The sequence below is a fragment of the Halomonas sediminis genome (genome assembly GCF_044871105.1).
GTDB lineage: Bacteria > Pseudomonadota > Gammaproteobacteria > Pseudomonadales > Halomonadaceae > Vreelandella > Vreelandella zhuhanensis.
In genome coordinates, this window is sequence record NZ_CP085246.1 from 16,581 (window position 1) to 30,779 (window position 14,199).

13 protein-coding genes and 1 other RNA gene are annotated in these 14,199 nt (G+C 57.1%); 9 read left to right on the plus strand and 5 right to left on the minus strand.

Going from position 1 to position 14,199, the window contains the following annotated elements; translation table 11 throughout:
- Positions 1–26: 26 nt before the first annotated feature.
- A complete protein-coding gene (locus LG290_RS00070; protein WP_499835736.1) occupies positions 27–992 on the plus strand; it encodes a glycosyl transferase family 90 in 966 nt (321 codons plus the stop codon).
- Here LG290_RS00070 and LG290_RS00075 read toward each other — a convergent pair.
- Positions 971–1,687 (minus strand): 3-deoxy-D-manno-octulosonic acid kinase, encoded by a 717-nt coding sequence (locus LG290_RS00075; RefSeq protein WP_499835737.1) that lies wholly within the window; start codon positions 1,685–1,687, stop codon positions 971–973. The genes LG290_RS00070 and LG290_RS00075 overlap by 22 nt on opposite strands.
- Between LG290_RS00075 and LG290_RS00080 the strand changes: the two genes are divergently transcribed.
- From LG290_RS00080 to waaA, 3 genes are read left to right on the plus strand one after another with little or no spacing between them, the layout of a single operon-like run.
- Positions 1,686–2,798, plus strand: coding sequence for a glycosyltransferase family 9 protein (locus tag LG290_RS00080; RefSeq protein WP_499835738.1), 1,113 nt, complete (start codon positions 1,686–1,688; stop codon positions 2,796–2,798). The two genes, LG290_RS00075 and LG290_RS00080, sit on opposite strands and share 2 nt — an antisense overlap.
- Positions 2,788–4,218: a bifunctional D-glycero-beta-D-manno-heptose-7-phosphate kinase/D-glycero-beta-D-manno-heptose 1-phosphate adenylyltransferase HldE gene (gene hldE, locus LG290_RS00085; RefSeq protein WP_499835739.1), complete on the plus strand. Its 1,431-nt coding sequence runs from the start codon at positions 2,788–2,790 to the stop codon at positions 4,216–4,218. The genes LG290_RS00080 and hldE overlap by 11 nt, the downstream gene beginning before the upstream one ends.
- Complete coding sequence (waaA, locus tag LG290_RS00090; protein ID WP_499835740.1) at positions 4,218–5,537, plus strand: lipid IV(A) 3-deoxy-D-manno-octulosonic acid transferase; 1,320 nt, start codon at positions 4,218–4,220, stop codon at positions 5,535–5,537. The genes hldE and waaA overlap by 1 nt, the downstream gene beginning before the upstream one ends.
- Here the strand turns inward: waaA and rpiA are convergent.
- Entirely contained in the window at positions 5,534–6,208 is a 675-nt protein-coding gene (rpiA, locus tag LG290_RS00095) for a ribose-5-phosphate isomerase RpiA (protein WP_499835741.1), read from the minus strand. The genes waaA and rpiA overlap by 4 nt on opposite strands.
- Positions 6,209–6,379: 171 nt before the next feature.
- Here rpiA and ilvA point away from each other — a divergent pair, with 171 nt between their 5' ends.
- Complete coding sequence (gene ilvA / locus LG290_RS00100; protein WP_499835742.1) at positions 6,380–7,894, plus strand: threonine ammonia-lyase, biosynthetic; 1,515 nt, start codon at positions 6,380–6,382, stop codon at positions 7,892–7,894.
- Positions 7,895–8,327: 433 nt separating this feature from the next.
- Here the strand turns inward: ilvA and LG290_RS00105 are convergent, their stop codons facing one another.
- The 3 genes from LG290_RS00105 to LG290_RS00115 all read right to left on the minus strand — a co-directional run bounded on the left by LG290_RS00105 (position 8,328) and on the right by LG290_RS00115 (position 9,499).
- Positions 8,328–8,972, minus strand: a complete 645-nt coding sequence (locus tag LG290_RS00105; RefSeq protein ID WP_499835743.1) for a 5-formyltetrahydrofolate cyclo-ligase — start codon at positions 8,970–8,972, stop codon at positions 8,328–8,330.
- 1 nt (position 8,973) lies between these two features.
- Positions 8,974–9,157, minus strand: a non-coding RNA gene (ssrS, locus tag LG290_RS00110) — 6S RNA.
- A 42-nt stretch (positions 9,158–9,199) separates the two neighbouring features.
- Positions 9,200–9,499 carry a cell division protein ZapA gene (locus LG290_RS00115; protein WP_499835744.1) on the minus strand — a complete coding sequence of 100 codons (300 nt, stop codon included), beginning with the start codon at positions 9,497–9,499 and terminating at the stop codon, positions 9,200–9,202.
- Between the two features lie 147 nt (positions 9,500–9,646).
- Here LG290_RS00115 and LG290_RS00120 point away from each other — a divergent pair, with 147 nt between their 5' ends.
- From LG290_RS00120 to LG290_RS00135, 4 genes are read left to right on the plus strand one after another with little or no spacing between them, the layout of a single operon-like run.
- The gene (locus LG290_RS00120) at positions 9,647–10,222 is read left to right on the plus strand and encodes a UPF0149 family protein (protein WP_499835745.1); all 576 of its coding nucleotides are present in this window, start codon (positions 9,647–9,649) and stop codon (positions 10,220–10,222) included.
- Between the two features lie 23 nt (positions 10,223–10,245).
- Positions 10,246–11,595 (plus strand): Xaa-Pro aminopeptidase, encoded by a 1,350-nt coding sequence (gene pepP, locus LG290_RS00125; protein ID WP_499835746.1) that lies wholly within the window; start codon positions 10,246–10,248, stop codon positions 11,593–11,595.
- A 57-nt stretch (positions 11,596–11,652) separates the two neighbouring features.
- Positions 11,653–12,873, plus strand: coding sequence for a 2-octaprenyl-6-methoxyphenyl hydroxylase (gene ubiH / locus LG290_RS00130; RefSeq protein WP_160419510.1), 1,221 nt, complete (start codon positions 11,653–11,655; stop codon positions 12,871–12,873).
- Positions 12,874–12,929: 56 nt separating this feature from the next.
- Positions 12,930–14,180 (plus strand): UbiH/UbiF/VisC/COQ6 family ubiquinone biosynthesis hydroxylase, encoded by a 1,251-nt coding sequence (locus tag LG290_RS00135; protein ID WP_499835747.1) that lies wholly within the window; start codon positions 12,930–12,932, stop codon positions 14,178–14,180.
- Positions 14,181–14,199 lie beyond the last annotated feature (19 nt).

The following is a 14,199-nucleotide window of genomic DNA, read 5'->3' on the forward strand; positions in this document are numbered from 1 at the left end:
TGGTAAATTTTAAAGTTAAAGAGACGATGATGAATAGAGCGCACAAAAACTCAAAAAAGTTTTTGTTTTATTTAAGGTCTTATTTTTATTGTCTGATGCCTTCTTTTATTTGGAGTGGTTTGTTTTTTAAAGATTTGAAAGTTTTTTGTCAAAAAGAAAGTTCGAAATATATAGAGTTTAGGGTTAGTTATTATAATTCTATTGTCAATGATTTTACACCCTCCTCTGCTGCAGTAACAAATAATAAGTTTAAAAGAGATGGAGAGATATCATCCTATTTTTTTGATATGAAACCGTTGGTTAATGGTTTTCCTGAGGGATTGAGATTTGATTATATTTTTGGAGATGTTAGGGGAGTTCCGGATTGTCCAGCATTCGTCAAGAGTCGCCCCATTTGTACAGATAATTCAAACTCAGTATTGCTTAAATTAAATAGTGTAAGGCATTATTATTTTTATCCTGATAAGTTCGATTATGATGAGAAAAAACCATATTTAGTGTGGCGAGGTGCAAGCCACCAGCCTCACAGAAAGTTCTTTGTAGAGAATTTCTATAATCATCCGATGTGCAATGTGGGAGATGTACATAAAAAATCTTTGGGAGAGCCATGGCACAAGGACGTTATGTCAATAAAGGAGCAGTTAAAATATAAATTTATTCTTAGTATAGAAGGGAACGAAGTTGCAACTAATTTGAAGTGGATTATGGCTTCGAATTCCTTGTGTTTCATGACTAAGCCTAAGTTTGAAACCTGGTTCATGGAAGGGACGTTACAAGCTGGTGTGCATTATGTGGAACTGAAAGATGATTATTCTGATCTGGAAGCCAAGATTACTTATTATAGAGAACACCCCGAAGAAGCCAAGCGAATCATTGGCCACGCCAACGCTTATGTAGCGCAATTCATGGATGAGAAGCGTGAGAGGCTGATAGGGCTACTGGTTATGCGTAAATATTTTGAAAAATCGGGTCAGTTACCTCCATTATTGTAATATCCCTGATAAATCATTGGCATGGTCGGGGAGTCGGTAAATTTCTTCACAGATCTCTCAAGCCTGCCCAGGTTAGACTGCTGCCATTTACCCGGTCGGCGCAGCCGACAGCGATCCAGGTCAATCAGCCATACCTGATCTTGGTTATTCACGAGCAGGTTGCGTGCATTGAGGTCGACGTGGTCCAGGCCTGCCTCGTGAAAACGTCGGACTGTTTCTCCCACCTGTCTGAGCAAGGTGGTATCAGCGCTACCCTCCAGCAAACGGTCCGCCAGGGCGCGGGCGCCGGGGATGCGCACGGTGATCAGTGCCGCTTCATAGGTGAGGCCATGGCGCGTCACACTTGCGGCAACCGGCCTGGGTACTGGCAGGCCGCGCTCGAAAAGCTCAGCGGTAAGACGCAGTTCGCGAAAGGCGCGCGTTTTTTCAAGGCCTGTCCAGAGGTAGCGAGCATCGCTGAGCCTGGCGATCAAGCCGCCACGGCGGTAGGGCCTAAGTACCCACTGAGCATTGCCTGCGTCCAGAAAAAGACTCGAGCCTCGGCCCGGTGCTTCCCCGACTACCTTGCCCTGGCGACGCCAGTGATCAGGCTCGAACCATGCGCAACCGATTTGGTGGGAAAGGCCGGCGTCACATAAACTGTCCACCTCATGTAAAATGAGACTCTTTCCCTGCTGGAGTGTCGCCAAGCGCATGAAGTCCCCTTTGCCTGTTAATCCCGAACATATCGCCATTCTTCGCCTTTCCGCGCTGGGCGATGTGTGCAATCTGGTGCCGACGGTGCGTGCCTTGCAGCGCCAATGGCCGAATGCACGCATCACCTGGATCATCGGCAAGGGAGAATACAGTTTACTGGCCGGGCTTTCCGGGGTCGAGTTCATCGTTTACGACAAGGCGACAGGGCTTGCCGGCATGCGCACGCTGTGGCGGGAGCTTTCCGCGACGCGTTTCGATGCGTTGCTGCACATGCAGCAAGCCATTCGCGCAAGCATCCTGTCGCTGGGCCTGAAAGCTGAGGTGCGTGTCGGTTACGACAAGGCGCGCGCCAAGGATGCCCAGCACTGGTTCACTCAGTACCAGCTGGCTCCGCATCCCCGTGCGCATGTACTGGAATCGTTCATGGATTTCGCCCGGCTGCTGGGAGTGGAAGATGACTCCCTGGAATGGAACATGCCGGTGCCCGGCATCGCCTATGAAGAGGCCTTATCACTGAGTGGCGAAGCCCCTTATCTGGTGATCAACCCTTGCAGCAATGCGCGCTTGCGTAATTTTCGCAACTGGTCGGTGCAGGGCTATGCCAGTGTGATCGAGCATGCCTGGGTGCAGCATGGCCTGAAAAGTGTGTTGACCGGAGGAGGAAGCTCCCAGGAGCGCGAAATCGGTGACCAGATTCAGCAGCTGTGCCAACCGCAAAGCATCATCAACGCCATTGGCGGTACCTCACTGAAAGGCGTCCTGGCCTTGATCGATAACGCCCGAGCCGTGATTGCGCCCGATACCGGTCCGATTCACATGGCCAACGCGCTAGGCACTCCGGCATTGGGCCTCTACGCCACTACCAATCCGGAGCGGGCCGCGCCTTATCAGTGGCGCGAGTATGCCGTCAATGCCTACCCGGATGCAGTGCGTACCTACTTGCACAAAAGTGTGGAAGAAGTGAGTTGGGGGCAACGTGTACGCCACCCCGATGCCATGGAGCTCATTAGCGCCGAGCATGTAATCGCCAAGCTGGATAGTCTTTTGGCCGATACCGTGCCGCAACCACCCGATTATTCATCCGAGACAGGAAGCGCCCATGAAAGTTGATCTCACCGCCTTCGAGCAAGCTCGGGTACTGGTCGTCGGTGACGTCATGCTGGATCGCTATTGGCATGGCGGTACCTCGCGCATTTCCCCCGAGGCGCCGGTACCGGTGGTGCGAGTGGAAAATGCTGAGGACCGCCCCGGCGGCGCCGCCAACGTGGCATTGAACGTAGCGGCACTGGGCGGGCATGCCGCCTTGGCCGGTGTGGTCGGCTGCGATGAAAATGCCCGCCTGTTGGAAGAACGGCTGGTTTCCGCCGAAGTAAATACTTACTTTCAGCGCAGCAACGAGGTGCCGACCATCACCAAGCTGCGGGTGATGAGTCGCAACCAGCAGTTACTGCGCCTGGATTTCGAAGACCCCCTTGAAGCGGTGAATACCGATGAGTTGCTGGTATCGGTGGAACGAGCCTTGCCCGCCTGTGACGTGGTGGTGCTTTCCGATTATGGCAAGGGAACCCTTGATCAGATCGAGCGTTTGATCGACTTGGCTCGCGCCCATGGCAAGCGTGTCTTGGTCGACCCTAAAGGCCGGGATTTTTCACGTTACCGAGGCGCCAGTGTGATAACGCCTAACCTGGCGGAATTCGAAGCCATTGCTGGACCTTGCCGTACGGATGCAGAGCTTGCCCAGCGTGGTGAAGCCCTGCGTGCGGAACTCGCACTGGAAGCGTTGCTGATCACTCGCAGTGAAAAGGGCATGACCTTGATTCGTGAAGGGCACGCCCCCTTGCACTTGCCCACCCGTGCCCAGGAAGTGTTCGATGTCACCGGCGCCGGCGATACGGTAATCGGAGTGCTGGGGCTGGCATTGGCGGCGGGACACGGCCTGCCTGAAGCGATGATGCTGGCCAACCTGGCAGCGGGCTTGGTCGTGGCCAAGCCTGGCACCGCCACGCTCTCGGTTGCTGAGCTGTATACCGCGCTGCACGGTGACAAACTGGCCGAATTCGGCGTGATAGACCCAACGCTGCTGGTGGAAGCGGTACGCGCGGCTCAGGCCCGCGGTGAGCGCGTGGTAATGACCAATGGCTGCTTCGACATTCTGCACGCCGGACACGTGGCCTATCTCGAGCAGGCCAAGCGATTAGGCGAGCGGCTGATCGTGGCGGTCAACGACGATGCCTCGATCGCACGCCTGAAAGGGCCTCAGCGACCAATCAATCCGCTGGCCAGACGCATGCAGGTATTGGCAGGGTTGGGCGCAGTCGACTGGGTGGTCCCGTTTGCCGAGGACACGCCGCAAGCGCTGATCGAGGCGGTATTGCCTGACGTCCTTGTAAAGGGTGGTGACTATCATCCCGATGACATCGCCGGCGGTGCTGCCGTGCGGGCCAATGGCGGCGAGGTCAGGGTGCTGGGGTTCGAAGACGGCGTTTCCACCACGGCCATGATCGCGACCATCGTTGATCGTGAGCGCTGATGGGCCTCTCGAAAAAGCTTCCGCGCTATCTTTACAGCACCGCACTCTATGCGCTTTCCCCCCTGATCTGGTGGCGAATACATAAAGAGCAAGTACACACTAACTCACGCTGGGAACGATTGGGTTTCTTTCCAAGCTTACCCGCCGATGCACCTGTGATCTGGCTGCATTGTGCTTCGGTGGGTGAAGTCCGTGCTGCCAGGCCGTTGCTTGAGGCGCTCCTGGCGCGCTATCCCGCTCATAGCGTGCTGCTTACCACCATGACGGCGACCGGCGCCCAGCAGGCCCAGGCTCTCATGGCTGAAAAAGGTAGTTCGCGCCTTGCTCACGGGTTCTTGCCCCTGGACTTTCCCGGTGCCGCCCGGCGATTTGTACGCCGCGTTCGCCCGGTGCTGGCGCTGATGTTCGAAACGGAACTCTGGCCTAACCTTCTTGATGCCTGTCATCGCCGCAAGGTGCCAGTGGCCGTGGTGAATGGGCGGTTATCGCCCGGTGCCTTTAGCCGCTATCAGCGCATTCGTCCGTTATTGAGTACCGCTTTGCAGCAAGTCACCTGGTTGGCGGCCAAGTCCGAGGCGGATGCCGAGCGTTTTCGGGCACTGGGCATGGCCCGGGATAAAACCACGGTGATAGGGTCGCTGAAATTCGATATGCCCTCTCAGGATAAGGCGCTAAAAGAAGGTGAGCACTTACGTCACGGTTTCGGAAAACGGCCTGTGTGGGTGGCCGGTTCCACCCGTGACGGCGAAGAAAAATTGCTGCTGGAAGCCCATCGGCAATTACGCCAAAAGCTGCCCGAGGCATTGCTGATCCTCGTGCCGCGCCATCCCCAACGCTTCGAGGAAGTCGCCAGGTTATGTGAAAGCTTTGGGCTATCCACGGTGAGGCGCAGTCGGAATCAAGCCGTGCAGCCGCATACGGCGGTGTATCTCGGCGATACGTTGGGCGAGCTTGCCATGCTTTACGCGGCGGGCGACATGGCGTTTGTCGGCGGTAGCCTGGTGCCGTTGGGCGGGCATAATGTGCTGGAACCGGCAGCCTTGGGCCTACCAGTGATTAGCGGGCCGTCATGGGAGAATTTCGAGGATGTCGCCCCACTGCTGTATCAGGCCGGCGCCTTGACCCGCGTCGACAACAGCCAATCGCTCAGCGAGGCGCTTTATCAGTTGGCTTGTCAGCCAGCGCTACGTCAGCAGCAGGGTGACTCTGCACAAAACGTGGTGAAAGCCCATCAAGGGGCGCTGCAGCGCACGCTCGATGGACTTGAGAGGTTATTGCCAGCGACGGTTTCACAACTTGGCTCAAGTGAGCCAACTTAGCGCAGCGCTGTACGCTCCACACCGCCCTCCTTGCCCAGCAGCAGCACATCGGCGCCCCGAGCGGCAAACAAGCCGTTGGTTACCACTCCCACGATATTGTTGAGCTGGGTTTCCATGGCGAGAGGGTCTTCGATCATGAAATCGAAACAATCGATGATCTGGTTACCGTTATCGGTGATCACCCCTTCGCGATAAACCGGATCAGCGCCTAGCTTGACCAATTCGCGGGCTACATAGGAGCGCGCCATGGGAATCACTTCAATGGGCAGCGGAAAGGCGCCCAATTGAGCGACGTACTTGGAGCCGTCGGCGATGCAGATGAAGCGTTCGGCGCAGGCGGCTACAACCTTTTCTTGAGTGAGGGCGGCACCGCCACCCTTGATCATATGCAAGCGAGCGGTTACTTCGTCGGCACCGTCGATGTAAAAAGGCACGGTGCCCACGCTATTGAGCGGTAACACTTCGATGCCATGACGTTCCAGGCGTTCGGCACTGGCTTTGGAGCTGGCCACGGCGCCCTTGAAGTAGCCACTGTGCTTTGCCAGTCGATCGATAAACAGGTTGGCGGTGGATCCCGTGCCGACCCCTAACACCGTGTCTTTATCCAGCCAAGGTTCGATTTCACGGAGAGCGGCGTCGGCGACGGCGGATTTGAGTTCGTCTTGGGTCATGAGGGACTGCCTTTGCAAGGTCGGGAAAGATAGCGGCAATGCTGAGCCATTATATCGTTCAAATGTGGGTCTGCCGAGGATGAGTGCTGGACGTCACGGCTAGCGATCTGCTACGAATAAGGGCTTTATTCGCGCCGACAAGGCGCTTTGCCAAGTTTTTGGGATAATAGAATGCTCGAAGCTACCGTCAAGAAAATTCTCCAGGCACGGGTGTATGAAGCCGCTTGGGAAACCCCGATGTCACCTGCTCCCTTTTTGTCGCGTCGCTTCGATAACCAGATTCTGATTAAACGCGAAGATCTGCAACCAGTGTACTCGTTCAAGATTCGCGGCGCCTACAACAAGATGGCGCAGCTCAGCGAGGAGCAAAAGGCCAAGGGCGTGATCGCGGCATCCGCCGGGAATCATGCTCAAGGACTGGCCATGGCGGCCAAGTTGATGGGGGTAAAGGCAGTCATTGTGATGCCGCGTATCACCCCGGATATCAAGGTGGCTGCGGTGCGCGCCCGTGGCGCGAAAGTGATTCTCAAGGGCGATGCCTTTGCCGAAGCGGCGGAGCATGCCCAGCAGCTGATCAAGGAACATGGTTACACCTACATTCCCCCCTTTGACGATATCGATGTAGTGGCCGGTCAAGGCACCGTGGCCATGGAAATCTTGCGTCAGCATAGTGGCCCCTTGGATGCGATCTTCGTCCCGGTGGGTGGTGGTGGTCTCATTGCCGGGGTGGCGGCGTACGTGAAGTACCTGCGCCCGGACATCAAGGTGATCGGTGTGGAAGCCGAAGACAGCGCTTGTCTCAAGGCGGCAATGGACGCCGGTGAGCGGGTGGTGCTGGACCAGGTCGGCGTCTTCGCTGAAGGGGTCGCGGTGGCTCAGATCGGGGAGGTTCCGTTTTCGATCATGCGTGACCTGATTGATGGCGTGATCACCGTCACTACCGACGAGATCTGTGCTGCGGTCAAGGATATCTTCGAGGACACCCGGGCGGTTTCGGAAACCTCAGGCGCCTTGTCCTTGGCGGGCCTTAAGAAATACGTTCAGCAAACCGGGGTGAAAGGACAAACGCTGGTGTGCATTAACTCGGGCGCCAATACCAATTTCGATCGTTTGCAGCATATTGCTGAACGTACCGAGCTGGGAGAGCAGCGCGAAGCCATTCTGGCAGTGACCATTGCCGAAAAACCGGGCAGTTTCAAGAAGTTCTGCCGTACGCTGGGCAAACGCATGGTGACTGAATTCAGCTACCGATACGCGGACACTGACGACGCGCATATTTTTGTGGGTATTCAGGTAAAGCCCGGCGGTGAGGATCGCCAGGCGGTGTTGACCAAGCTGCGAGAAGCCGACTATGACGTGGAAGACCTGACCGACAATGAGCTGGCCAAGCTGCATATCCGTCATCTCGCCGGCGGGCGCCCTTGCGAGGAATTTACCGAAGAGCTTTATCGCTTCGAGTTTCCCGAACGTCCCGGTGCCTTGATGAACTTCCTGACCCGGCTTCCGCATAACTGGAATATTTCCCTGTTCCATTATCGTAATCATGGAGCAGCCTACGGCCGTGTGCTGGTAGGAATGCAGGTGCCCAACGGCGACCGGGTGCATGTGGAAGACTATCTGGATACCATTGGTTATCGTTACTGGAAGGAAAGTGATAATCCTGCCTACCGGCTGTTCATGGCGTAACAAAAGTAAGCGTTTGCTAATCTGAGGGGCTAGCAATTGAAAGGGGTTCTCTGAATGATTCAATTGGGTGGTCAAATAACGTTGACAACAGTTGTCATAGGGCCGCTTGTGGCCCTATAGTCACGCCACTATCGGCAAGGCCGCGCTAATGCCTTTGAGCCCCCATTTTTGATGGCGCCGAAAACCGGCGCCGTTATCATCGCAAACCGTTGGAGAAGATACATGCGGCGTAGAAAGCCTGACCTGGTAATGGCTTTGATGATGGTGTTCGCCTTGGGCGTGTTGGTTACTGGATATGCCCAGGCGCTGTCGGGTGGTTGATCCGGCAAACGATCTATCGCAAAGAACATTCCATTCGCAAAGATTATTATTACCAGTCAGAAAATATGGGTCCGCTCTACCGAGCTGACCCATATTTTTATTCACATCATGCTTAAGGCCGCACGACTTCCTGGTCACTGACAATGGCCTGCAGAGAAATGTCCCAAGGCTCGGGCGGCAAATGGGGCACCTGCTGACAGCTGTGCGCCACGCCGATCAGCCAAGGACGCGGCCGACGCCGCCGAGTGAAGGCCAGGGTACGATCATAGAATCCGCCTCCCATCCCCATGCGGTTGCCTTGCGCATCAAACCCGACTAGCGGAACGATCATCACATCCAGCCCCCAGGCAGGCAGGCGGTTGCGGCGCTGGGCACTGTAACGGGGTGCAGGCTCAAAAATGCCGAAGCGATTTTTTATCATCGGCGTATTGGGCCGGTATTCGACCAGCCATAAGTGATTCTCGGCAAACGGCCGCAAAACTGGCAGATAGACGCGTACATTGCGGCGACGTAGCCAGCCGATAAGTGGCGTAGGGTCGATTTCTCCACCGACCGGCAAATACAGGCTGATGCGTCGGGCACGGCGTATTTCCGGCAACTGCTTTAGTCGCTGGCAGAGGCGTCGTGAGGCGTCACGTTGTTGACGAGGCGTGAGCCCACGCCGGCGTCGGCGTAATTCGCGACGTAGCGAAGGTTTATCGATCGGGTGGGAAGCTGACAAAGAAGCAGGGTGGGCGATGTCGGCGTAAGGTGGCATGGTGTTCCCCAGAGTGCCGCTGTCATTCTGGCCCTGAACCCATTGGTTCAAGGTGGGTGGCCGCAGCCAAGCCGTCAGGCTTTCCGTAGCACGGACATGCACACGGGCTTGGCTAGCATTTGGCCCCCTGGGTATTGCGCATAGGCTCAAGGACGATAAATGACTGGCAAACACCCCAGGGAACCTCCTTATTCTAACAGAGGCTGGCGTAATGCCAAAGACCCGTATCAATTACCTCTTGAATCAGGCAATGCTTTCTCGAGACGCTCATTCAAACGGGTGATGGTTACTTCCCCGGCACGCCGCTCATCCAAGGTTTCAAGCAGTTCATGGGTGATATTGAGGGCGGCCATCACGGCAGTACGCTCGTTGCCGAGAACATTACCTTGAGCATGAATTCCATGCATGGCGCGGTCCAGATAGCGAGCGGCGCGTTCGAGCTTGGCTTCCTCGCCGGGGTCGCAGGCAATCTTGTAATGGCGCCCGAGTAGGGTGATTTCGGCTGTCGGCCGCTTGGCGTCGCTCATGAAAGGCTCCGGCGCGGGCCAGTTGGTGGCCCGATGCGTTAACATCACATCAGGTGATGGATGTATCAGCGCTCACTATAAGAGAGCCGCTTGCGGGCGGTCAACGCGATACGCCGGTTCGACCCGCTAATTCAACGGAGTTTTGTTATGTCCCTACTCGATGAACGACAGGATTTTTCTGATATCGCCGATGTCTTCTTGTTGCACGGCAGCATGCAGTCACCGGCATTTCTTGATGGACGTCTATGCGCGCTGCTGGCACTGCATGAGGTCACTCCCCAGGCCTGGTTGGAAGAAGTCTGCCAGGGGCTGGGTGTTGAACAGCCGCGTGATCCGGCCAGCGCCGAGCGGCTGCTAGGTTGGCGGCGGCAAACGTTGGAGGCGTTGGCCGCCAGCGAAATGAATTACGAGCCAATTCTGCCGGATGAACTGTATTCCCTGGCTGAACAAGCCACCGGACTCAAGGAGTGGGCACAGGGCTTTCTGGAACTGGTGGATGAAGCCGACGAGGCCCAACGCAAGCAGTGGTCGGATACCCTTAAAGAGGTGTTGGCCGACTTGCATGGCCTGGAGCAGATTGAAACCGACATCGACGATAGCCCGGAAAATGAAAACGATCTTTTTGCCTTGACGGAACATGCGCGTATGGCCGCGATGTTGCTTTATACCGAACAGCATCCCGGCAAGCCGCAGGTCGAACAGGTCGATGCTCCCGTCCATTGATTCCCCCATTCGCAGGAGTACCCATGCTTCCCGAGATTTTGCCGCGCCCGGCCCCCATTTCCTCCGCGGAATATCGCAGCCGCCGCGAAACACTGATGGCACGCTTGCCTCCTAAGGCAGCCGTGTTGGTGCCTGGCGCCTGCTTGGCGACACGTTCTCGCGATAGTGATTATCCGTTTCGCCAGAACAGTGATTTTTACTACTTGACCGGCTGCGTAGAGCCAGAGGCGTTGTTGGTGTTGTTGCCAGGACGCACTGAAGGCGAAAGCGTAGTGTTCTGCCAGGACCGGGACCCGGCGATGGAGGCCTGGAATGGCATTCGCCTGGGTGCGGAAGGGGCGGTGGCAACCCATGGGGTCGATCAAGCCTTCGAGAATGCCGAGCGTGACGACTGTTTGCAGACGCTTCTCGAGGGGCGGGAACTGCTTTACTTGCCTCTGGACGATACCTCCGCACTGGAATTGGCCGAGGAGACCTTTCAGCAAGCGCTAGCCCGACAACGGCGGGGAGGGTTGGGAGTACAAGGCTTTGTCGATGTAGCGCCTTTTATTCATGAGCAGCGTCTGATCAAAAGCGACGCCGAGCTTGCACTGATGCGGCATGCCGCCGCCATTTCCGCGCGCGCCCATCAACGGGCCATGCGGGGCGCGCGACCGGGGCTTTTTGAATACCACCTTCAGGCAGAATTGGAGCACGAATTTGTCTGGCAAGGTGGTAGCGGCCCAGCTTACAGCACGATTGTGGGCGGTGGCGCCAATGCTTGTGTGCTGCACTATATTGAAAATAGCGCCCCCCTCAATGACGGCGACCTGGTGCTGATCGATGCCGGTGCCGAATTCGATCTATATGCCGGTGACATTACGCGCACCTTTCCCATAAACGGTCGTTTCAGCGATGCCCAGCGTGCGCTGTATCAGGTGGTGCTCAGGGCACAGGAAAATGCGGTGGCGGCGGTACGCCCCGGCACCACCCTGGTGGATATTCATGCGGGGGTGGTACGTGACCTGACGGAAGGATTGGTCGCCTTGGGGCTGTTGCAAGGCGATATCCAGGCATGTATCGATGAGCAACGCTATCGGCGTTTTTACCTGCATTCCACCTCGCATTGGCTGGGACTGGATGTGCATGACGTGGGAACGCCTCGTCTGGATCCTGAAACGCCCCGCCCTCTGGCTCCCGGTATGGTACTGACCGTCGAGCCAGGGCTTTATATTCCGGCTGACGACGACATTCCGCTGGCGTTGCGTGGCATAGGTATCCGTATCGAAGACGATGTGCTGGTAACGGCTGAAAGCCATGAGGTATTGACCGCCGGCGTGCCCAAACAGCTTGCTGATATCGAAGCGCTAATGGCTAAAAAACAACCAGTTTAATGATGGTCTTTTTCGTCATTATGTAATGTACGTTACGAAATGAGGTGCTCGGTAGCCATGAACAACCCTGTAAAGGCGTCTTCAGCCTCTGTGGATATTGCAATTATTGGCGGCGGCCTGGTGGGCGCCAGCCTGGGCTGTGCACTGGCACCGCTGGTCGATCGCCATGGCTGGCGAGTGGCGGTCATCGAAGCCACCGCCTTGCCGAAAGCCTCGGAGATGAGCTGGCAGCCGAGTTTCGATGCGCGCGCCAGTGCGATTGCCGAGGGGTCGGCGCAGCGTTTTCGTCAGCTGGGAGTGTGGCCTGCCATGGCCGAGCAAGCGGCCACGATTGCCCGCATCCATATCAGTGAGCGTGGCCGCATGGGGACGACGCGTTTGAGCGCCGATGAGCTGGGCGTAAAAGCGCTGGGGCATGTGATTCCCAATGCCTGGATGGGACAGGTATTACATCGGCGGTTGGCGGAACTGCCTCTGGAATGGCATTGCCCGGCTCGCGTGGAAACGATTACCCCCGAGGCGGGAGGGCATCGGTTACGTCTGTCAGATGGCAGCGAATTAACCCCTGCCTTGACCGTGCTGGCTGACGGCGGGCGCTCCGGGCTGAAAGAGCAATTGGGAATCAGCAGCGAGAAGGTGCCCTATGACCAGACGGCGCTGATAACCAATGTGGCGGTAAGCAAGCCCCATCAAGGAATAGCCTACGAGCGTTTCACCCAGGACGGGCCGATTGCCTTGTTGCCGCTCCCGGGGCAGGCTATGGAGCTGGTGTGGACCCATCAGCATGGGAGTGAAAAAAGCCGTATGGCGCTTTCCGACGGTGCTTTCCTGCAACAGTTACAGCAGGCTTTCGGTGATCGTGCCGGGCGTTTTACCCGTGTGGGCAGCCGCCATGCCTACCCCCTCTCGTTGGTGACGGCCCAGGAGACGGTACGTCCGGGATTGGCGGTGCTGGGCAATGCCGCTCATGCGCTGCATCCGGTGGCAGGGCAAGGCTTCAATCTGGCCTTGCGGGGGGTCATGGATCTGGTCGAGGCGCTGGAGACAGGAAAACAGCACGGCCATCGGCTTGGGTCGATGGAGACACTGCTGGATTTCGAGCAGCGTCGTGCCCGCGATCGCCACAACGTGATACGTTTCAGCGATGGGCTGGTGCGCCTGTTCGGTGTCAATCATCCATTGCTGTCTCACGCCCGGGCTGCCGGGCTGGTCGGGCTGAATCTACTCGGTCCCTTGCGCAAAAGCCTGGCACGGCGCGCTATGGGGCTGGAGCGTTAAGCGCATGAATACCCAGTTCGGTTTTGAGATGAACGTCATCAAACAAAGGAGTGGTTATGACCGAAGAAGCTAACGCCGAGGCCGCGTACTTTGATGTCATCGTGGTGGGTGGTGGCATGGTAGGCGCAGCGCTGACCACTCTGTTGGCGGAAGCCGGTATGCAGGTGGCCATGGTGGAGGCCCGGCCGGCCCCCTTGGGGCTTGAAAACGTGGGCACTGGGTTGCCTGCTCCGCGGGTAAGTGCCTTGACCCCGGTATCGCAGCGCTTGTTGACCCATCTAGGCGCATGGCCGTTGATGCAGGCCAAGCGCGTGACGCCCTATCGCTATATGCAGGTATGGGATGCGGAGGGTAGCGGGGAAGTGAAATTTTCCGCCGAGCAAGCCGGAGTGACGGTGCTAGGGCATATTGTCGAGAATGATGTCACCCAGGCGGCCCTGGAAACCCGGCTTGCGCGGCACTCCCAGGCCCACCTGTATTACGCTGCCAAAGTGAGCGCATTACATTCTTCTTCCACCGGCGCGCGCCGGCTGGTGCTGGACGATGGTCGTGAGCTGGAGGCGCCCTTGATAGTGGCGGCGGATGGCGCGCATTCCTCTCTACGCCGCATGGCAGGCATCAGTGTGAGTCGGGAAGATACCGGCCAGTATGCCGTGGTGACCACCGTACGCTGTGCGAAGCCGCATGGGGGTAACGCACGTCAAGCATTCCTGGCCGGTTCGCCATTGGCTTTCTTGCCCTTGACGGTCGACGGTGATGAGCATTATTGCTCCATCGTATGGTCGACCTCAGCCGAGCATGCCGAAGCGTTATGTGCGATGTCGCGTGCGGAGCTCGGCGATGCCTTGAGCGCGGCATTCGGTGAGCATTCAGGTGAGGTTCAGGTATGTGATGACGCCCGCTGTTTTCCACTGATACAGCGACATGCCCATCATTACGTCCTGAACGGCCTGGCCCTGGTCGGCGATGCCGCCCACAGTATCCATCCGCTGGCAGGACAAGGGGTGAACCTGGGATTTATGGATGCCGCCGTACTGGCGGAAGAAGTGGTCACTGCCTGGCGGCGGGGCGCCCCTTGGGGAGACGCCCGTATTCTTGCGCGTTACGAGCGCCGTCGGCGTTGGGATAACACCAGCATGCTGGCGCTGATGATGGGGTTCAGGCAGTTATTCGGTGCGCGCCACCCGGCGGTTACCCTAGTGCGAAATCTGGGCTTGAACAGTGTTGATCGGGTTTCTCTGATCAAACGGTTGTTGATGCGTCAGGCAACTGGCGAACGCGGGCGGTTGCCGGCCAGCTGTCGCTGAACCGGCTTGCCGGTAAAAG

Excerpts from the sequence above, each read along its gene's own strand:
- LG290_RS00105 (WP_499835743.1), bottom strand. The coding sequence starts at position 8,972 with ATGCCACCTTACGCCGACATCGCCCACCCTGCTTCTTTGTCAGCTTCC.
- rpiA (WP_499835741.1), bottom strand. The coding sequence starts at position 6,208 with ATGACCCAAGACGAACTCAAATCCGCCGTCGCCGACGCCGCTCTCCGT.
- hldE (WP_499835739.1), top strand. The coding sequence starts at position 2,788 with ATGAAAGTTGATCTCACCGCCTTCGAGCAAGCTCGGGTACTGGTCGTC.
- LG290_RS00115 (WP_499835744.1), bottom strand. The coding sequence starts at position 9,499 with ATGAGCGACGCCAAGCGGCCGACAGCCGAAATCACCCTACTCGGGCGC.
- waaA (WP_499835740.1), top strand. The coding sequence starts at position 4,218 with ATGGGCCTCTCGAAAAAGCTTCCGCGCTATCTTTACAGCACCGCACTC.
- ilvA (WP_499835742.1), top strand. The coding sequence starts at position 6,380 with ATGCTCGAAGCTACCGTCAAGAAAATTCTCCAGGCACGGGTGTATGAA.
- LG290_RS00070 (WP_499835736.1), top strand. The coding sequence starts at position 27 with ATGATGAATAGAGCGCACAAAAACTCAAAAAAGTTTTTGTTTTATTTA.
- LG290_RS00120 (WP_499835745.1), top strand. The coding sequence starts at position 9,647 with ATGTCCCTACTCGATGAACGACAGGATTTTTCTGATATCGCCGATGTC.
- ubiH (WP_160419510.1), top strand. The coding sequence starts at position 11,653 with ATGAACAACCCTGTAAAGGCGTCTTCAGCCTCTGTGGATATTGCAATT.
- LG290_RS00135 (WP_499835747.1), top strand. The coding sequence starts at position 12,930 with ATGACCGAAGAAGCTAACGCCGAGGCCGCGTACTTTGATGTCATCGTG.
- pepP (WP_499835746.1), top strand. The coding sequence starts at position 10,246 with ATGCTTCCCGAGATTTTGCCGCGCCCGGCCCCCATTTCCTCCGCGGAA.
- LG290_RS00080 (WP_499835738.1), top strand. The coding sequence starts at position 1,686 with ATGAAGTCCCCTTTGCCTGTTAATCCCGAACATATCGCCATTCTTCGC.
- LG290_RS00075 (WP_499835737.1), bottom strand. The coding sequence starts at position 1,687 with ATGCGCTTGGCGACACTCCAGCAGGGAAAGAGTCTCATTTTACATGAG.